The following is a 16,220-nucleotide window of genomic DNA, read 5'->3' on the forward strand; positions in this document are numbered from 1 at the left end:
ACTGGCATTACAGCAATCCGGCTGATAACTTTATAATGAATTTTTTTCATTTTTGATAACCAAACGGAATGCAAAATATGAATACGCGACTGCTCAAGGCGTTCGTGGTGCTGGCTGAAAAAGGAAATTACGCCCTGGCAGCAGAGGCGCTGGCGATATCGCAACCTGCGCTCACCAAACAGATCAATCTGCTGGAATCCCGGGTAAACCTGGCGCTGTTTACGCGTGGCCGCCACGGCACCGCGCTGACGGCGGGCGGGCAGCGGCTGTTGCCGGAAGCGAAAAAAGTCGTCGCGCAGGCGGAGCTGTTTTTGCATCACGCAGAACAGGTGGCGAAAGGGCGCGAGGGTTTTCTGGCGGCAGGTTTCGGGCTGTCCAGTTTTTATTTTGCGCCGGAATGTATTGCGCAGTTCCGGGCGCAGTATCCCGGCGTTGACATCACGCTCGAAGATCTGCCCTCGGCGCAGCAATACGACATGCTGCAAAGCGGGGCGTTGCAGGTCGGGTTTGTCCGTGTGCCACCGGCGAAACCGCTCAGTTATCACAGCCTGTTTGACGATAATCTGGTGCTGGTCACGCCGGAGAATAATGGCCTGAGCATCGAAGGCTGGCTGCAAAAATTCCCGTTGCTGCGTTTGTACCCGGCGCGCGGCGGCGGCCTGGATACGCAGACGACGCTGTTCCTGCACGAGCAGCACATATTTCCGGGCGCCACGCAGCAGGTGGAAGATATTCAGACGATTGTCGCGCTGATTATTGCCGGTACCGGCGTGGCCCTGTTGCCGCAAAGCGTGGTGCATATCGCGCCACCGGGGTTGAATATTGTGCCGCTTTCGGGGGGAGCAACCCGCTGGCAGGTGGGGATCGCCTGGGACACGCGCTATGATGATTCTGTCCGCGATAATTTTATTGCGATTGCAAAAGGCTTTGTGCGTTAAATGTTTCTTTTATGTAAAGAAAATGAGGGTTGTTGAGGCGGCGAACAGGTGGCAGCAGCTATACTCTGAAAATGGGACAACAAAGGTTGTCCTGAGACATCGCGAAGCCACTTATGACACATATAAAAAAGAAATCATCCCTGCTTACTGTGACTGTGGCCTGTATTGGTGTCGTGTATGGCGACATCGGTACCAGCCCGTTATATACCCTGCGGGAATGCCTGACCGGCCAGGCGGGCATCACCCTGACACAGAGCTCTCTGTTCGGCTTTCTGTCGCTGATATTCTGGCTACTGATGCTGGTCGTTTCGGTCAAATACATCAGTTTTGTGATGCGCGCCGACAACGACGGCGAAGGGGGAATTCTCACCCTGATGTCGCTGGCCGTGCGCAATCTGAGCCCGCGATGGGTGCCACTTATCATGTTTCTCGGGCTGGTGGGCGGCAGTTTCTTCTACGGCGACGGCGTCATTACCCCGGCGATTTCGGTGCTTTCCGCCATTGAAGGGCTGGAAATCATCGAGCCTTCCCTCGATCGTTTTATCATTCCGTTTTCCATTGCCGTTCTGACGCTGCTGTTTTTCATTCAGAAAAATGGCACCGGCAGCGTCGGGAAAATCTTTGCGCCGGTAATGGTGCTGTGGTTTGTCACGATTGGCGTGCTGGGCCTCAGCGGGATCTTGCGTAATCCGCAGGTCTTGCACGCACTGAACCCGTACTGGGCGGTGCACTTCTTTGCGGAATACAAAACCGTTTCGTTTTTCGCGCTCGGCATGGTGGTGCTGTCCGTGACCGGCGGGGAGGCGCTGTACGCCGACATGGGGCATTTCGGTAAAAAGCCGATCCGCATTGCGTGGTTTATTCTGGTCGGGCCATCGCTGGTGATGAACTATTTCGGGCAGGGTGCGCTGTTACTCAGCAAACCTGACGCCATCCAGAATCCGTTTTTCCTGCTGGCACCCGGCTGGGCGCTGATCCCGCTGCTGATACTGGCGACGCTGGCGACGGTGATTGCCTCGCAGGCGGTGATTTCGGGCGTATTCTCCCTGACGCGTCAGGCCGTGCGGATGGGTTATCTGCCGCCGATGCGCATCATCTACACCTCTGATGAAGAGTCGGGGCAGATCTATATTCCGGTCGTCAACTGGCTGCTCTATTTCGCGGTGCTGATTGCCATCCTCAGCTTCAAACACTCCAGCAATCTGGCGTCTGCTTACGGCATTGTGGTGACGGGTACGATGGTCATTACTTCACTGCTGATAGGCATTGTGATGGTGAAAAACTGGGGCTGGAAAAGCGGGGTGGGCGGCCTGATGATGGCGGTCATGCTACTGATTGATGTGCCGTTATTTGCCGCGAATCTGGTCAAACTGTTCTCCGGCGGCTGGCTGCCGGTGGTGATCGGCCTGACGATTTTGCTGATTATGCTCACCTGGAAAACTGAACGTAATCGCCTGCTGAGGCGTTTACGTCAGGATCCGGAAGCGCTCGAAGCGCTGATTGTGTCACTGGAAAAATCGCCGCCGAAACGTGTACCCGGTACCGCCGTGGTGATGTCGCGCGGGCAATATGAAGTGCCGCTGGTGCTGCTGCATAATCTGAAACATAACAAGATATTGCATGAGCGCGTGGTGTTACTGACGGTGGCGACGGAAGATGTGCCGTACGTGCACAACGTCCGGCGTGTGACGATTGAGCAGCTTTCGCCGTCATTCTGGCGTGTTATCGCCAGTTATGGCTGGCGGGAAAAACCTAATGTCACTGATATTTTGTACCGCTGCGGGCTGGAAGGGCTGAAGTGTACGATGAATGAAACGTCGTTCTTTATGTCGCGGGATACCTTTGTGCTGGGCGATCCGCGTCCGTGGTATCTCAAAGCGCGGGGGAAACTGTTCCAGGTGTTACAACGTAACTCCCTGCGTGCGCCGGAACATTATCATATTCCGCCAAACCGGGTGATTGAGCTGGGTGCTGTGGTGAAATTCTAAAAGCAAACGGCCCGTTTCCGGGGATGAAATCCGGAAACGGGCCGTGCGGAAAGCAGAACAGTTTAGCTCTGCGGATCCTGAAGTTCAGTGATGTTAGCTGCCTGAGGCGATGACGTCGTGGTATCCGTCTGCGACTGCAACGTGGTGACAGGCACAGACTGCGTAGTGGTCTGGGTTGCCGGTGTAGTCGTGGTTTCAGTCTGCGTGGTGGTAGACGGAGTCGTGGTTGCCGCAGCCGGCGTTGTAGTGGTTTCGGTTTTGGTTGTCGTCGCCGGCGTTGTAGTGGCTGGCGTTGCTGTTGCGGTTGCTGCTACAGGTGCTGTAGTTTCTGCTGGCGTCGTTGCTGATGCCGCCGCTGGCGTTGTGGTTTGCGCCTGAACGTCCGTTGCCGGTGCCTCAATTTGCGTTGGCAGGGCCGGGATCGGTTCTAACGGCACCGACTCTGACTTAGGTTTCGGGATCGGGGTTGTCGCGCGAACCAGGAATGTCGGCTTGAGATTCGCAACGGAATAGGTCACATGGCTGATATCGTTGCGTGACGTTGTCACATCGACAGGCGCAATAGTCACGCGTCCGATCAGTGAACGGGCATAACCGCCGACCTGATGTTTCCCTTCCGGAAGCTGCACTTCCACGCTTTCGCCAAGCCCCAGCGCACCGGCATCTTTGCCATCAATGGTGACGTAAATCTGGGTGCCATCGTCAGTTTTGGTCGGAACGTGTGTGACGGTCAGACGCGTGGAACCGAGATCGAACGCCGGTTTTTCAGCGGTTTTGGTGTTTGCGCATCCTGTGAGTGCGAAAACGGCCGCAACGGCGGCCAGGGTGAAACGATAACTCATAGTGCGACGTCTTCCTTTAAGGGATTTTTGTGATCTGCGTACCAATATACCCGATCTCAGGATTGAGATGAATGTCGCCGCGGGGAACTCGGAGGATTCTTCTTATCTGTCTGTCACCCTCACCAAATTTTCGGTTGAAGCGCTTCGTCAATTTGTGTATTTTTATGCAAATTATCTGCATAAAATAACAAACACACAGGAGTGTCCATGTTCAAGTCTTTAGTTCTCACCGGGTGCCTGCTTTCTTCCTTAATCACTTCCGCCTACGCCGCGCAGACCACATATGTGGTCGGTTCCGGCGGCACGTATCGCCCTTTCGAATATGAAAACAGCCAGAAACAGCTGGAAGGTTTTGATATCGACATAATCAAAGCTATCGCTAAAGCGGAAGATTTTGACATCAAACTGGTCAATACGCCGTGGGAAGGGATTTTCGCCACCCTGAATTCCGGTGATCGTGACATCATTATTTCCGGCATCACCATTACCGACAAACGTAAAGCGATGGTCGATTTCTCTGCGCCGTATTTCCCGGCAGAACAATCCATCGTGGTGCCTGCGGATTCCAAAGTGGATTCCGTTGCTGCGCTGAAAGGCCTGAAAGTCGGCGTGGTGAACTCCAGCACTGGCGACATCGTGGTATCTGACGCACTGGGCAAAAACAGCACGGACATCAAACGTTTTGATAACACGCCGCTGATGTTGCAGGAACTGGCGGAAGACGGCATTGGCGCAGCGGTTGGCGACGTCGGCGTGGTGAAGTACTACATCAAATCCCATCCTGAAAAAGCCCTGAAACTGGTGCCGGACAGCAAGTTCGAACGTCAGTATTTCGGCATTGCGGTCGCCAAAGACAACACGGAATTGTTGGGTAAAATCAACGCCGGTCTGAAGAAAATCGTGGCTGACGGCACCTACGCAAAAATCTACGAAACCTGGTTTGATAAGAACGTGCCAACGCTGCCAGCGCAATAAATCCCCCCAGAAAAATATTGATATGCAGGGGCGTGAAAGCGCCCCTGAACAAGGACAGGTATGACCGGATTTCGCTGGGAGATAATCTCAGAATATGCGCCGCTGTTTGTACAGGGCGCGCTGATGACCATCAAATGCACCCTCATTTGCGTCATTTTAGGCACCACCTGGGGCCTGCTGCTCGGCCTCGGACGCATGGCCCGCGCCGACGACGGCCCGTGGAAATATGTTCTGCGCTTCGCCGTGCAATGGCCGGTGCGCATTTACGTCAGCGCATTTCGCGGGACACCGCTGTTTGTGCAGATTATGGTGGTTCACTTCGCGCTGGTTCCGCTGTTCATCAATCCGCGTGACGGGATTTTAGTGACCAACGGCCTGATGTCTTCGGATTTCGCCCGTGCGTTACGCTCCGATTACGGCGCGTTTTTATCCTGTGTCGTCGCGATTACGCTGAACGCGGGCGCTTACGTTTCCGAAATTTTCCGCGCCGGGATCCAGTCGATTGATAACGGCCAGATGGAAGCGTCACGTGCATTAGGGATGGGCTGGGGCAAAACGATGCGCAAAGTGATTTTGCCGCAGGCGTTTCGTCGTATTCTGCCGCCGCTGGGCAATAACGCGATTGCGATTGTGAAAGATTCTTCGCTGGCGTCCGCCATCGGCCTGGCCGATCTGGCTTACGCGGCGCGAACTGTTTCAGGCGCTTACGCCACCTACTGGGAACCCTACCTGACGATTTCGCTGGTGTACTGGGTTCTGACTTTCCTGCTCTCGTTACTCGTTCAACACATGGAAAAGAGGTTTGGCAAAAGTGATTCACGTTAAGGATTTACAGAAACAGTTCGGTGAAACCCACGTTTTGCGCGGCATCTCGTGTGATATCGCAGAGAAAGAAGTGGTGTGCATCATCGGCCCGTCCGGTTCGGGGAAAAGTACCTTCCTGCGTTGCCTGAACGCGCTGGAAAAACCGAACGGCGGCGAAGTAGTGGTGAACGGTTTCGCGGTTCATGACCCGAAAACCAATCTGAATACGCTGCGTTCCGGCGTCGGAATGGTGTTCCAGCGCTTTAATCTGTTTCCGCACATGACGGTGCTGGAAAACCTGATTATGGCGCCGATGTCGCTGAAAGGGTTGTCGAAAGCCGAAGCGGTTTCACGTGCTGAGAAGCTGCTGCAAAAAGTCGGGCTGATCGACAAAATCGACGCCTGGCCTTCCAGCCTTTCCGGCGGTCAGCAGCAGCGTGTGGCGATCGCCCGGGCGCTGGCGATGGAACCTTCGATCATTTTGTTCGACGAACCGACATCTGCGCTCGACCCCGAGCTGGTCGGCGAAGTGCTGGCCGTCATGAAACAGCTGGCGCTCGAAGGCATGACGATGGTGATCGTGACCCACGAAATGGGCTTTGCCCGTGAAGTGGCCGATCGCGTGGTGTTTATTGATCAGGGTGTGATCCAGGAAGAAGGGCCGCCAGCGCAGCTTTTCACCGCACCAACCAATCCGCGTACCCGCGAGTTCTTGAGTAAGGTGCTGTAATCCGTCATCCGGAGGTGACTTGCCTCCGGATACTTCCTCCCTCTAAACACTTCCCCCTCTGAGTTTTATCGGCCAAAAGTCCGCGCCCTGATTTTGTGCTAAATTACCCTCAAATTCCCCGCATCCCGAGGCACCATGATTACCCCGCAAAACCGTACAACCCGCGAAATGAAGATCAATAACGTGGTGCTGGTCACTCAGGCGTTGAAATCACTGGGCTCGGCGACCAAAGCGGAAGTGGCGGCGCAAACGGGGCTGAGTATTGCGACCTGCGGCGCGGTGCTTAATGAATTACGTCTGACGCGTGAAGTGCTGGCGCTTGAGCTGGAAGAATCCCGCGGCGGGCGGCCTGCGCAGCGTTACGCGTATAACCCCGATTATTTCTCCGTGCTGAGTCTCTATGCGCAGGGCAGCGATGCGGCGGCGCAGATTATCTGGTCGGTGAATTCGGCCACGGGCGCGAGCCTGGCGCAGGGCGAAGTGCGCTTTGTGCCGCTCAGCCTGGAAACGTTTTATCAGCAGATTGCCGGGTTGCTGGCGGATTACCCGAACATTAAAGCTCTCGGTATCGGCCTGCCGGGCGTGGTGGTGAAAGGGCGCGTGGCGACCTGCGATATCAGCGCGTTCGCCGGTGTGGATATCGAACAACAGCTGCGCGAAAAATTCGGTATCTACGTGCAGGCTGACAACGACATGAACTACACCGCCTATGGTTTTTACCGCAGCAGCTGCGCGGTAAAAACCGCGCCGGTAGCCTACATTTTCAAGCCTGACGTGCCTTGCCTCGGCTGCGGAATGGTCATCAACGGGCAGGTGTTGCAGGGCGCCAGTCAGTTTGCGGGCGAGGTGTCGAACCTGCCGTTTAAAGATCTCGATAAGCTGCCTGTGGCGGAAGAAATGGCCAAGGTCATTGTCTCGCTCAGCGCCATTATCAACCCGGCGACAATTGCGCTCTCCGGCCCGAAAATCAGCGATGCGCTGATCCCCGAACTTACCCAACGCTGTCAGGAGCATATTCCCGCGCAGCATATGCCCGCGCTGATTTATCGCCCGTCGATGCGGCAGGACTATCTGCAAGGCATCACTGAACTCACGCTGAATAACTACAACCTGCATATCGCTTTCGGAAACTAATCGCGCCTCAGGCGTTGACTTTGCGTTGCCCTGATCAATATACTTCGCACTTATTAAAAGTCTTTTAATAACTATCCAATACGGCACAGGAGCGCACTTTGTCACTGTCACCTGAATTAGAAAAACCCGCTGAGTGGGTCGGCGCACCGGGCCGCCGTGTGGCTACGCGGATGATATTTTTTGTCACCGGCATGGCGATGGGATTGTGGGGCGCGCTGGTGCCCTACGCGCAGCTGCGAACGCATTCCGAAGCCGGTGCGCTCGGTATGCTGCTGTTGTGTCTCGGCGCAGGATCGTTGTTGTCGATGTTGGGCTCCGGCCGGATCATCGGCCGATTCGGTTGCCGCGCGGTGATCCTCGCCGCCGTGGTGATGTATTGTCTGATGATGCCGCTGCTGGCGACATTCAGCGATATCCGGCTGATGGCGCTGAGTCTGTTCATTTTCGGCATGGGCATCGGGCTGGCGGACGTGGCGGTCAATGTGCAGGGCACGATGGTTGAACAGGCCGCGGATAAACCGCTGATGTCGGGTTTTCACTGTCTGTGGAGCGTCGGCGGGATTGCGGGCGCGGGTGGCGGTGCGTTGTTGCTCAGCGCCGGTATCACGCCGGTGGGCAGCACATTTTTCGCCATCGTGCTGGTGATTTTGGGGACGGCGTTTTCGTGGCGCAGCCTGCTGCCGTTCGGGGCGCACGAGGAAAGCTCGCACGAAGGTAAAGCTAAAGCACGGCCTAATTTCCGTCTGATCCTGATGGCGGTTATGGCGATGATTTGCTTTATGGCCGAAGGCGCAGTGCTCGACTGGGGCGGCGTTTTCCTGACCCGCGAGCGCGGGCTGGCGCTTGAACATGCGGGATGGGGATTTGCGGTGTTTGCCATTGCGATGTCCGTGATGCGCCTGACCGGCGACGCGATTGTCAGCGCGCTGGGCCGTAAACGCGTTCTGGTGATGGGCGGAATTCTCGGGATTGCCGGTTATCTGATGGTGATCCTGCTGCCGGGCTGGTTCCTGCCGGTTTGCGGTTTTGCGCTGGTCGGGATTGGTGCGGCAAACATTGCGCCGGTGCTGATCACGCTGGCCGGTCAGGAAAAAGTGATGCCGGTGAACATGTCAGTGGCGTTTGTCGCAACGCTCGGGTATCTCGGAATTTTGGGTGGTCCGGCGCTGATTGGTTTTGTCGCGCACCTGTCGAGTTTGTACGTGGCGTTTTCCGCCGTCGCTGCCGCATTCCTGATCGTGACGTTCGGCGCGTACAAATTAAAATATCAGGCTGATTAATAAAAGTTTATAACTGAGTGGCATCTTGCCAACTGGTGTGCAGAACCCCGCCAGCCTTTTTTTGTTTATGATGATTGTTTCAAATCCGACCCTGTAAGGAGCTGTAATGGCCGTAAAACTTATTGCCGTCGACATGGATGGCACTTTCCTGGATCAGAACGGTGAATATAACAAAGCCCGTTTTCGCGGGCAGTATGAGCAAATGCTGGAGCGCGGGATCAAGTTTGTCGTCGCCAGCGGTAACCAGTATTACCAGCTGAAATCCTTCTTTGATGACATCGATGAAGAGATCGCTTACGTGGCGGAAGGCGGGGGTTACGTCGTCGATAAAAAGCAGGAAATCTACTGCGGCAAGCTTGAACCTGAACAGGTCACGCTGGTGCTGGACTGGATCAGCCGCACGCCGGGGATCAACACGATTGTCTGCGGCAGGCTGGGCGCGTATGTGCTGGAAGGCACGCCCGAAGCATTTATCAGCCGGATGCGTCGCTACTATCATCGTCTGACAAAAGTGCAAAGTTATGCAGAAATCAGCGATACGATTTTCAAATTCGCGCTGAGCTACGTGGAAGACGACGTTTACCCGCTGATGGGGGAAATCACAGAACAGCTCGGCGGGATCGTCGCGCCGGTGACCAGCGGACATGGATCCGTTGACCTGATTATCGCCGGGAATCATAAAGCCAGCGGGCTGCGCAAAATCCAGCAGATTTACGGTATCCGTGATGATGAAGTGCTGGCGTTCGGTGACAGCGGTAATGACCTGGAAATGCTGAGTTACGCGGGCTACGGTTTTGCGATGGAGAATGCGTCCGCCCCGGCAAAAGCCGCAGCGAAATATCGCGCGCCTTCCCATGAAAACGAAGGGGTACTTGAGGTGATTGAAGATGTATTCAATGCGCGTCCGCCGTTCGCATGACTGACGCAAACCGGCGCTCAATCCGGTTAAAACGAAAAGGCTGCCGCAGATACGGCAGCCTTTTTTTATTGCCTGTGTTATTGCTTAGTGTTTACTGAACGTAATCAGGCGGAACGCCGTTGTCGCCCGGCTGAGACGGATAGTAATCCGGCGGTACCGGGCTTTGCGGCGCAGAGTCCTGACGGTCGCTGTAGCTGGCGTCCACCGGCACTTTGTTGCCTTTGGCGTACATGCACTGGGTGTAAACCGTATCGTACTGATCCTGCAAATCGCCGCTGCTGGCACCGGCACTGTTATTGCCCATCGCGCTGCCGATTAGCAGCCCGCTGCCTGCGCCAATCAGCGCGCCAGCACCCGCCTGATGTGACGCCGCGCCCAGCAAAGCACCGGCTGCGGCGCCGACCGCCGTGCCTGCCGCCGCAGTATTCACCGCAGTATTATTGGCCGTTTGTGCACCACCGTTCACGCTGGCGTAGGCCGCATTCCGGCAGGACATTTCATCCCTCTGAAACTGCTGATAATCCTTTCCCGTACCCGGTAAAACCATTACATCCGGGCGGGTCGGGGGAGATACGCAGCCGGAAAGCGCTGCGGCCAGGGCAATAACCGCCAGCGGAGTAAACCTGTTCATGACATTATCGCCTGTTAACGTGGAGCGGAATCACCCACAACGACCTTCATCCAGCCGCGCGCACAGCGTGGAACTTGCGGGTAATATCCCGCCGGATTCTGGCAGTAGTAAGCATAATTTGGGGTTTTCTCGACGTAAGTCTGCGGTTGCGCAGGCGCAACATAGACAACCGGCGGTGGCCCGTAATACACCGGCGGCGGCGGGCCCCAGGGAATACCGACAACAACACGCGGTCCGCCATACCAGCCGCGGCCGTAATAGCCATGACCATAATAGCCATGACCGTAATACCCATAGGCGAAAGACGCAGAGCTGGCTGACATCAGCGCGCCAGCGGTAAGCATCAACAACAACAGCCTTTTCATAACCACCTCGAAGCACATTGACCGGATGCACGGAGCGGCAAAAATGACACCACTCCTGAGGCTAAAGATACGCTTCAGGGGTGTAAAAGGTTGGCAGGAGAACTGGGGGAATGTGACAAGAGTTTGGGTGTAATTGTGTATAAAAAATTCAGGGAGATACGTTTGTTGACGAACTGCCCGCTGCCTTTCGCAGACGGGCCAAAAAGTCACTTTTTCGCGCTGATTTCCTGGCTTGCGGTAAAGCGCCGGAAAGCGGCCAGCGTTTCGTCGCTGACATGATGTTCCACCCCTTCCGCATCAAGGCGCGCCGTTTCTGCGCTGATGCCCAACGCGATGAAAAAGGCTTCAACGACGTTATGACGTTCGCGGTTTTCCGCCGCCAGTTTCTCACCTTCCGGCGTGAGGAAAGTGCCGCGATACGGCAGCTGATGAACCAGCCCGGCGTTAGCCAGACGTTTCAGCGTTTTCGCCACAGTCGGCTGCGAAACGCCCAGACGTGCGGCCAGATCGACCTGTCTTGCTTCACCAAATTCATGAATTAAGTCTGAAATCAGCTCAACGTAATCGTCCATTAATTCGCGGCGATGCGCCTCGCGCACCTGTAAAAAACCCTGAGCGTGTTCTTCCACATCCAGTAATGGATTTATTTTTTTATCTTTCACTACGCCTGCCTCTTTCTTGCTCAACGGTTTTCCACCGCAGCCGCGCTCACCGCAGCAATCCGTGCATTGTAAACCAAGTGCACACATCTACCAATTTCTGAAAACTTTGCCTTGGCTATGGAGTATAGCCTGTGCTATACCTGAATAATAAACCGCCGGTTGTTGTGGTGTTTCACAGGAGAACGTTGATGGGAAATGGACAGAGCCTCTTAAAATTATTCAGTTATTCACCGTTTCGTTTGCGTCTGATGCTGATCGGTATGATTGTTGCGCTGATCACCGGAAATGCGACGGCGGCAGAGAAAGACAAAAAAAAGTTCAAAGTGGTGACGACCTTCACGGTGATCCAGGACATCGCGCAGAACGTCGCCGGTGATGCGGCGACCGTAGAGTCGATCACCAAGCCGGGCGCGGAGATCCACGATTATCAGCCGACGCCGCGCGATATCGTCAAAACGCAGTCTGCGGATCTGATTCTGTGGAACGGTTTTAACCTCGAACGCTGGTTCGGGCGTTTTTTTGCCAATATCAAAGATGTGCCGTCGGCGACGGTCACGGACGGCATTACGCCAATGCCAATTCAGGAAGGGCCGTATCTCGGTAACCCGAATCCGCACGCCTGGATGTCCGCGAAAAACGCACTGGTCTACGTCGAGAATATCCGCGCTGCGCTGGTGAAATATGATCCGGAAAACGCCGCGACCTACGACCGCAATGCCAAAGATTATTCGCAGAAAATCATGCAGCTTGATGCGCCGCTGCGCGAACGTCTGGCGAAAATCCCGGCCGGTCAGCGCTGGCTGGTGACCAGCGAGGGCGCATTCAGTTATCTGGCGAAAGATTACGATCTTAAAGAAGCGTATCTGTGGCCGATCAACGCCGAAGAGCAGGGCACGCCGCAGCAGGTGAAAAAGCTGATTGATCTGGTGCGTCAGCAAAATATCCCGGTAGTTTTCAGCGAAAGTACGATTTCGGATAAACCGGCGAAACAGGTCAGCAAGGAAACCGGCGCGAAATACGGCGGCGTGTTGTATGTCGATTCGCTGTCCGCCGCGGACGGCCCGGTGCCCACGTATATTGATTTGCTGAAAGTGACGGTCGGCACGATTGCGCAAGGGTTCGGGCAATGAATGACTCGCGGCTTCACCTCAGGGTTGATGATGTCACCGTGACCTACAACAACGGTCACACCGCCATTGAAGACGCGAGTTTTACGCTGCACGGCGGCTCGATTTGCGCGCTGCTGGGCGTTAACGGCAGCGGCAAATCCACGTTATTCAAAACCATTATGGGCATTATCCGCCCGACGCACGGCAGCGTGACGCTGGATGGCCTGAACGTCGCTAAAGCGCTGAAGCAGAATCTGATCGCTTACGTGCCGCAGTCCGAAGAAGTGGACTGGAATTTTCCGGTACTGGTGCGTGACGTGGTGATGATGGGGCGTTACGGCAAAATGTCATTTCTGCGTATTCCCTCGCAGGAAGATAAAAATCAGGTTGCGTCGGCGCTGGCGCGTGTCGGGCTGACCGATCTGGCGCATCGTCAGATTGGTGAGCTGTCCGGCGGCCAGAAAAAACGTGTTTTTCTCGCGCGCGCGCTGGCTCAGCAGGGGCGCGTTCTGCTGCTTGATGAGCCTTTTACCGGCGTGGATATCAAAACGGAAAACGCCATTATCGAACTTCTGCGCCAGCTGCGTGAGGAAGGGCATCTGATTCTGGTGTCCACGCACAATATCGCCAGCGTGCCGGATTTCTGCGATCGCGTGGTGCTTATCAACCGGACGGTGATGGCCGCCGGTGAGCTGGAAGCCACGTTTACGCATCAGAATCTGGAAAACACCTTTGGCGGCGCACTGCGCAATATCGGCTATTTAGTGCAGAAAGAGAGCCTGCCGGAGACAGCGGTAAGGCGGGTGGTATGACCGAACTGCTGCTTGAGCCGTTTCAGTATAATTACATGGTCAAAGCCATCTGGGTCAGCGCGGGCGTAGGCGCGGTGTGCGCATTTTTGTCGGCGTATCTGATGCTCAAAGGCTGGTCGCTGATGGGGGATGCCTTATCCCATTCGGTCGTTCCGGGCGTGGCGGGCGCGTATGCGCTTGGATTCCCTTATGCCGTCGGTGCTTTCGGCACCGGCATTCTGGCCGCGCTTTCCATGACGCTGCTGCGCCATTTCACCAAACTGCGCGAAGACGCGATTATTGGTTTCGTCTTTTCCACGTTCTTCGCACTCGGCCTGCTGCTGGTGTCGCTTAACCCGACGTCGGTCAACGTCCAGTCGATCCTGTTCGGCAATATTTTAGGCATCGATGACGCGGATATTTTGCAGGTGCAGATCATCGTTGGCATTTCGCTGGTGGTGCTGTGCGTTATCTGGCGGGATCTGCTGGCGGTCTTCTTCGATGAAGCGCACGCCGTGTCGGTCGGGCTTTCTCCGCTGAAGCTGAAAATCATTTTCTTCACCATTTTCAGCGCGTGCAGCGTGGCCGCATTGCAAACCGTCGGCGCCATTCTGGTGATCGCGATGGTGATTACCCCCGGCGCAACGGCGTATCTGCTCTCTGACCGCTTCTCACATTTGCTGTTTATTTCGGTGATTATTGGCGCGGTCACCAGTGCGGCGGGTGCGTGGCTGAGTTATTACCTGGATGGCGCGACCGGTGGCGTTATCGTCTGCCTGCAAACCGTCGTCTTCCTGCTGGCGTTTCTGTTTGCGCCGAAACACGGCTGGCTGGTTAATCACTTCCGGCTCCGCAGGAGCCGCGTATGATGAGCTGGCTGGATGTTTTGCTTGAGCCGATGGGCTTCGAATTTATGCAGCGCGCGCTGCTGACCGCGGCGGCGACCAGTATCGTCTGTGCGATTTTTTCCTGTTTTCTGGTGCTGAAAGGCTGGTCGCTGATGGGCGACGCCATTTCTCACGCCGTTTTACCGGGCGTGGTGCTGGCCTATCTGGCGGGTATTCCGCTGGCCATCGGGGCGTTTGGTTCCGGGCTTTTCTGCGCCGTCGCCACCGGTTTTATTAAAGAGCATTGCCGGGTAAAAGAAGATTCAGTGATGGGCATTGTGTTTTCCGGAATGTTCGCCGCCGGGCTGGTGCTTTTCTCGCGGGTGAACACCGGGCAGCATCTCAGCCATATTTTGTTTGGCAACGTACTCGGCGTAACGGACAGCGAAATGCTGCAAACGCTGATTATCGCGGCAGTGGTGACGCTGGCTATCCTGTTCAGATTTAAGGATTTGGTGCTGTTTTGCTTTGACCCGGTTCAGGCCAAAGTCATCGGGTTACCGGTTCGTTTTTACCACTACGCGTTGCTGTGCATGCTGGCGATGACCATTGTCGCGGCGCTTCAGGCGGTCGGCGTGGTGCTGGTGGTGGCGATGCTGATCACACCGGGTATTACCGCATTTCTGCTGTGTAAAACATTGCCGAAAATGGTAATGATTGCAGTGACGGTGTCACTTTCCGCGGCAGTGTCAGGCACGTTTATCAGCTTTTATATTGATGCCGCGACGGGGCCGACAATTGTGCTGATTCAGGCGCTGTTTTTCCTGCTGGCGCTCACGGCTAATTTACTGCGAAAATCCCTAAAACCGCGACAGTCCGCACCGATTGCGTAGTGCTGGCCGGGCTGATTTGCCATGCTGTTTTCTGACATTTTTTGCTGAGAGATTCTGATGACCCCACAATTTGCGCCCGTCGAACTGGAAAAAGCCTACCGCCTGATCAACCACGGAGCCACCGCGCTGGTATCCGCCCATCACGCGGGCGTGGACAACGTGATGTCAGCGTCCTGGGTGTGCGGGCTGGATTTTAAACCAGCAAAACTGACGGTGGTGATCGATAAAATCGCCCGTACCCGCGAGCTGATTGAGCAAAGTGGTTATTTCGTGATTCAGGTGCCAACGGTGGCGCAATTGCAGATGACGTACGATCTGGGCACCAGAACGCTGCGTAACGATCCGGATAAATTACAGCATTGCGGCGCAGAGCTGTTTCGTATGGAAGGGCACGGCGACCTGCCGTTTGTCGCCGGTTGCTCTGCGTGGCTGGCGTGTAAGCTGATCCCTGAGCCGCACAACCAGCAGGCGCATGATCTGTTTATCGGTGAAATTGTCGGTGCCTGGGCGGATACCCGTGTATTCAGCAACGGTCACTGGCATTTCGAAGGCGCTGATCCGTCCCTGCGCAGCTTGCATTACATCGCAGGCGGCCAGTTCTATGCCACCGGCGAAGCCCTGAACGCCAATACCGATCTGGGCTGATATTTCTGACGGGGCATATTCTTCGCCCCGTTTTCCCTCTGCGCGCCAATCCTCCAAACCTTTGCCATAATCACACCTTAAAAAAGTCATCAACAGGAAGATGAGACGCATGCAAATTACGAAATCCGATCATCATGACATTGCTGAGATCCTCAGTATTTTAAGCGGATCCAGAGGCGATAATCTGACGGCGCAGCAGCGCGGAGAAGAAGGATTTACGCAAGGGACGATGGACGCTGAATTGCTGGCAAAATTCCAGTCAGGCAGTGGCGTGTTTGTCAGCCGTGATGAACATGAAGGACAGCCGGTGATTACCGGTGTGGCGATGACCACGCGCGGCAGTCTGGCGAAACACGGCCCTGCGCAGGCAGCGTATAACGCGATACTTGCCTCCGGTGTGGCGACGGCGGAACAGATTTTTCTCTATGGGCCTGTCAGTGTCAGAAAGGCATATCGTGGTACAGGATTACTGACGAAACTCCTTTTACATATTTGCGATGCGCTGAAAGAGGACTTTGCGCTGGGTGTGGCTTTTGTTGATAAAGAAAATCATAAATCCCTGCTCATTCACCGGCATTACCCGATGACAGAAGCGGGCGAATTCTCGCTGAACGGCAGGGAATATGTCATTTTTTCTTTCGAACCGCGTCACGTGCTGGCGTTTTATCAGCATCGTGCGTGATCGGG

18 protein-coding genes are annotated in these 16,220 nt (G+C 55.4%); 14 read left to right on the forward strand and 4 right to left on the reverse strand.

Annotated elements, in window-relative coordinates; genetic code table 11:
• The first annotated feature begins 77 nt into the window (after positions 1-77).
• Both J8X26_RS09700 and kup read left to right on the forward strand, forming a co-directional pair.
• The gene (locus tag J8X26_RS09700) at positions 78-938 is read left to right on the forward strand and encodes a LysR family transcriptional regulator (RefSeq protein ID WP_208950781.1); all 861 of its coding nucleotides are present in this window, start codon (positions 78-80) and stop codon (positions 936-938) included.
• 113 nt (positions 939-1,051) lie between these two features.
• Positions 1,052-2,926, forward strand: a complete 1,875-nt coding sequence (gene kup, locus J8X26_RS09705; protein WP_152323847.1) for a low affinity potassium transporter Kup — start codon at positions 1,052-1,054, stop codon at positions 2,924-2,926.
• A 62-nt stretch (positions 2,927-2,988) separates the two neighbouring features.
• Here kup and J8X26_RS09710 read toward each other — a convergent pair whose 3' ends face one another.
• Entirely contained in the window at positions 2,989-3,768 is a 780-nt protein-coding gene (locus J8X26_RS09710) for a hypothetical protein (protein WP_235937407.1), read from the reverse strand.
• 207 nt (positions 3,769-3,975) lie between these two features.
• On the opposite strand from J8X26_RS09710, the gene J8X26_RS09715 reads away from it, so the two are divergent.
• The 6 genes from J8X26_RS09715 to J8X26_RS09740 all read left to right on the forward strand — a co-directional run bounded on the left by J8X26_RS09715 (position 3,976) and on the right by J8X26_RS09740 (position 9,610).
• Positions 3,976-4,743, forward strand: a complete 768-nt coding sequence (locus J8X26_RS09715) for a basic amino acid ABC transporter substrate-binding protein (protein WP_165060300.1) — start codon at positions 3,976-3,978, stop codon at positions 4,741-4,743.
• Positions 4,744-4,803: 60 nt separating this feature from the next.
• Positions 4,804-5,568 (forward strand): amino acid ABC transporter permease, encoded by a 765-nt coding sequence (locus J8X26_RS09720; RefSeq protein ID WP_152323849.1) that lies wholly within the window; start codon positions 4,804-4,806, stop codon positions 5,566-5,568.
• On the forward strand, positions 5,555-6,277 hold the full coding sequence (locus J8X26_RS09725) for an amino acid ABC transporter ATP-binding protein (RefSeq protein WP_165060580.1): 723 nt from the start codon (positions 5,555-5,557) through the stop codon (positions 6,275-6,277). Before J8X26_RS09720 ends, J8X26_RS09725 begins: the two co-directional genes overlap by 14 nt.
• 135 nt (positions 6,278-6,412) lie before the next feature.
• A complete protein-coding gene (locus tag J8X26_RS09730) occupies positions 6,413-7,411 on the forward strand; it encodes an ROK family protein (protein ID WP_208950782.1) in 999 nt (332 codons plus the stop codon).
• A gap of 98 nt (positions 7,412-7,509) precedes the next feature.
• Positions 7,510-8,691, forward strand: coding sequence for an MFS transporter (locus J8X26_RS09735; protein WP_371819786.1), 1,182 nt, complete (start codon positions 7,510-7,512; stop codon positions 8,689-8,691).
• A 106-nt stretch (positions 8,692-8,797) separates the two neighbouring features.
• Entirely contained in the window at positions 8,798-9,610 is an 813-nt protein-coding gene (locus J8X26_RS09740) for a Cof-type HAD-IIB family hydrolase (protein WP_208950783.1), read from the forward strand.
• Positions 9,611-9,701: 91 nt separating this feature from the next.
• Here the strand turns inward: J8X26_RS09740 and J8X26_RS09745 are convergent, their stop codons facing one another.
• The 3 genes from J8X26_RS09745 to mntR form a co-directional block, all read right to left on the reverse strand.
• Entirely contained in the window at positions 9,702-10,241 is a 540-nt protein-coding gene (locus J8X26_RS09745; RefSeq protein ID WP_165060308.1) for a glycine zipper family protein, read from the reverse strand.
• Positions 10,242-10,255: 14 nt separating this feature from the next.
• Positions 10,256-10,606 (reverse strand): hypothetical protein, encoded by a 351-nt coding sequence (locus J8X26_RS09750; RefSeq protein ID WP_152323853.1) that lies wholly within the window; start codon positions 10,604-10,606, stop codon positions 10,256-10,258.
• A gap of 206 nt (positions 10,607-10,812) precedes the next feature.
• On the reverse strand, positions 10,813-11,268 hold the full coding sequence (gene mntR, locus J8X26_RS09755) for a manganese-binding transcriptional regulator MntR (RefSeq protein WP_152323961.1): 456 nt from the start codon (positions 11,266-11,268) through the stop codon (positions 10,813-10,815).
• 188 nt (positions 11,269-11,456) lie between these two features.
• On the opposite strand from mntR, the gene J8X26_RS09760 reads away from it, so the two are divergent.
• The 6 genes from J8X26_RS09760 to J8X26_RS09785 all read left to right on the forward strand — a co-directional run bounded on the left by J8X26_RS09760 (position 11,457) and on the right by J8X26_RS09785 (position 16,215).
• Positions 11,457-12,398 carry a metal ABC transporter substrate-binding protein gene (locus tag J8X26_RS09760; RefSeq protein ID WP_152323854.1) on the forward strand — a complete coding sequence of 314 codons (942 nt, stop codon included), beginning with the start codon at positions 11,457-11,459 and terminating at the stop codon, positions 12,396-12,398.
• Positions 12,395-13,189 (forward strand): metal ABC transporter ATP-binding protein, encoded by a 795-nt coding sequence (locus J8X26_RS09765; RefSeq protein ID WP_208950784.1) that lies wholly within the window; start codon positions 12,395-12,397, stop codon positions 13,187-13,189. The genes J8X26_RS09760 and J8X26_RS09765 overlap by 4 nt, the downstream gene beginning before the upstream one ends.
• Positions 13,186-14,037 carry a metal ABC transporter permease gene (locus J8X26_RS09770; protein WP_208950785.1) on the forward strand — a complete coding sequence of 284 codons (852 nt, stop codon included), beginning with the start codon at positions 13,186-13,188 and terminating at the stop codon, positions 14,035-14,037. The genes J8X26_RS09765 and J8X26_RS09770 overlap by 4 nt, the downstream gene beginning before the upstream one ends.
• Positions 14,034-14,888 carry a metal ABC transporter permease gene (locus J8X26_RS09775; protein ID WP_152323857.1) on the forward strand — a complete coding sequence of 285 codons (855 nt, stop codon included), beginning with the start codon at positions 14,034-14,036 and terminating at the stop codon, positions 14,886-14,888. The genes J8X26_RS09770 and J8X26_RS09775 overlap by 4 nt, the downstream gene beginning before the upstream one ends.
• Before the next feature lie 57 nt (positions 14,889-14,945).
• The gene (locus J8X26_RS09780) at positions 14,946-15,533 is read left to right on the forward strand and encodes a flavin reductase family protein (protein ID WP_208950786.1); all 588 of its coding nucleotides are present in this window, start codon (positions 14,946-14,948) and stop codon (positions 15,531-15,533) included.
• A 109-nt stretch (positions 15,534-15,642) separates the two neighbouring features.
• Positions 15,643-16,215: a hypothetical protein gene (locus tag J8X26_RS09785; RefSeq protein WP_208950787.1), complete on the forward strand. Its 573-nt coding sequence runs from the start codon at positions 15,643-15,645 to the stop codon at positions 16,213-16,215.
• Positions 16,216-16,220: the final 5 nt, after the last annotated feature.

The sequence above is a fragment of the Rahnella sp. ChDrAdgB13 genome, assembly GCF_017655185.1.
Lineage (GTDB): Bacteria > Pseudomonadota > Gammaproteobacteria > Enterobacterales > Enterobacteriaceae > Rahnella > Rahnella contaminans.

Excerpts from the sequence above, each read along its gene's own strand:
- J8X26_RS09720 (WP_152323849.1), top strand. The coding sequence starts at position 4,804 with ATGACCGGATTTCGCTGGGAGATAATCTCAGAATATGCGCCGCTGTTT.
- J8X26_RS09785 (WP_208950787.1), top strand. The coding sequence starts at position 15,643 with ATGCAAATTACGAAATCCGATCATCATGACATTGCTGAGATCCTCAGT.
- J8X26_RS09770 (WP_208950785.1), top strand. The coding sequence starts at position 13,186 with ATGACCGAACTGCTGCTTGAGCCGTTTCAGTATAATTACATGGTCAAA.
- J8X26_RS09760 (WP_152323854.1), top strand. The coding sequence starts at position 11,457 with ATGGGAAATGGACAGAGCCTCTTAAAATTATTCAGTTATTCACCGTTT.
- J8X26_RS09780 (WP_208950786.1), top strand. The coding sequence starts at position 14,946 with ATGACCCCACAATTTGCGCCCGTCGAACTGGAAAAAGCCTACCGCCTG.
- J8X26_RS09700 (WP_208950781.1), top strand. The coding sequence starts at position 78 with ATGAATACGCGACTGCTCAAGGCGTTCGTGGTGCTGGCTGAAAAAGGA.
- kup (WP_152323847.1), top strand. The coding sequence starts at position 1,052 with ATGACACATATAAAAAAGAAATCATCCCTGCTTACTGTGACTGTGGCC.
- J8X26_RS09750 (WP_152323853.1), bottom strand. The coding sequence starts at position 10,606 with ATGAAAAGGCTGTTGTTGTTGATGCTTACCGCTGGCGCGCTGATGTCA.
- J8X26_RS09775 (WP_152323857.1), top strand. The coding sequence starts at position 14,034 with ATGATGAGCTGGCTGGATGTTTTGCTTGAGCCGATGGGCTTCGAATTT.
- J8X26_RS09710 (WP_235937407.1), bottom strand. The coding sequence starts at position 3,768 with ATGAGTTATCGTTTCACCCTGGCCGCCGTTGCGGCCGTTTTCGCACTC.
- J8X26_RS09715 (WP_165060300.1), top strand. The coding sequence starts at position 3,976 with ATGTTCAAGTCTTTAGTTCTCACCGGGTGCCTGCTTTCTTCCTTAATC.
- J8X26_RS09765 (WP_208950784.1), top strand. The coding sequence starts at position 12,395 with ATGAATGACTCGCGGCTTCACCTCAGGGTTGATGATGTCACCGTGACC.
- J8X26_RS09745 (WP_165060308.1), bottom strand. The coding sequence starts at position 10,241 with ATGAACAGGTTTACTCCGCTGGCGGTTATTGCCCTGGCCGCAGCGCTT.
- J8X26_RS09730 (WP_208950782.1), top strand. The coding sequence starts at position 6,413 with ATGATTACCCCGCAAAACCGTACAACCCGCGAAATGAAGATCAATAAC.
- J8X26_RS09740 (WP_208950783.1), top strand. The coding sequence starts at position 8,798 with ATGGCCGTAAAACTTATTGCCGTCGACATGGATGGCACTTTCCTGGAT.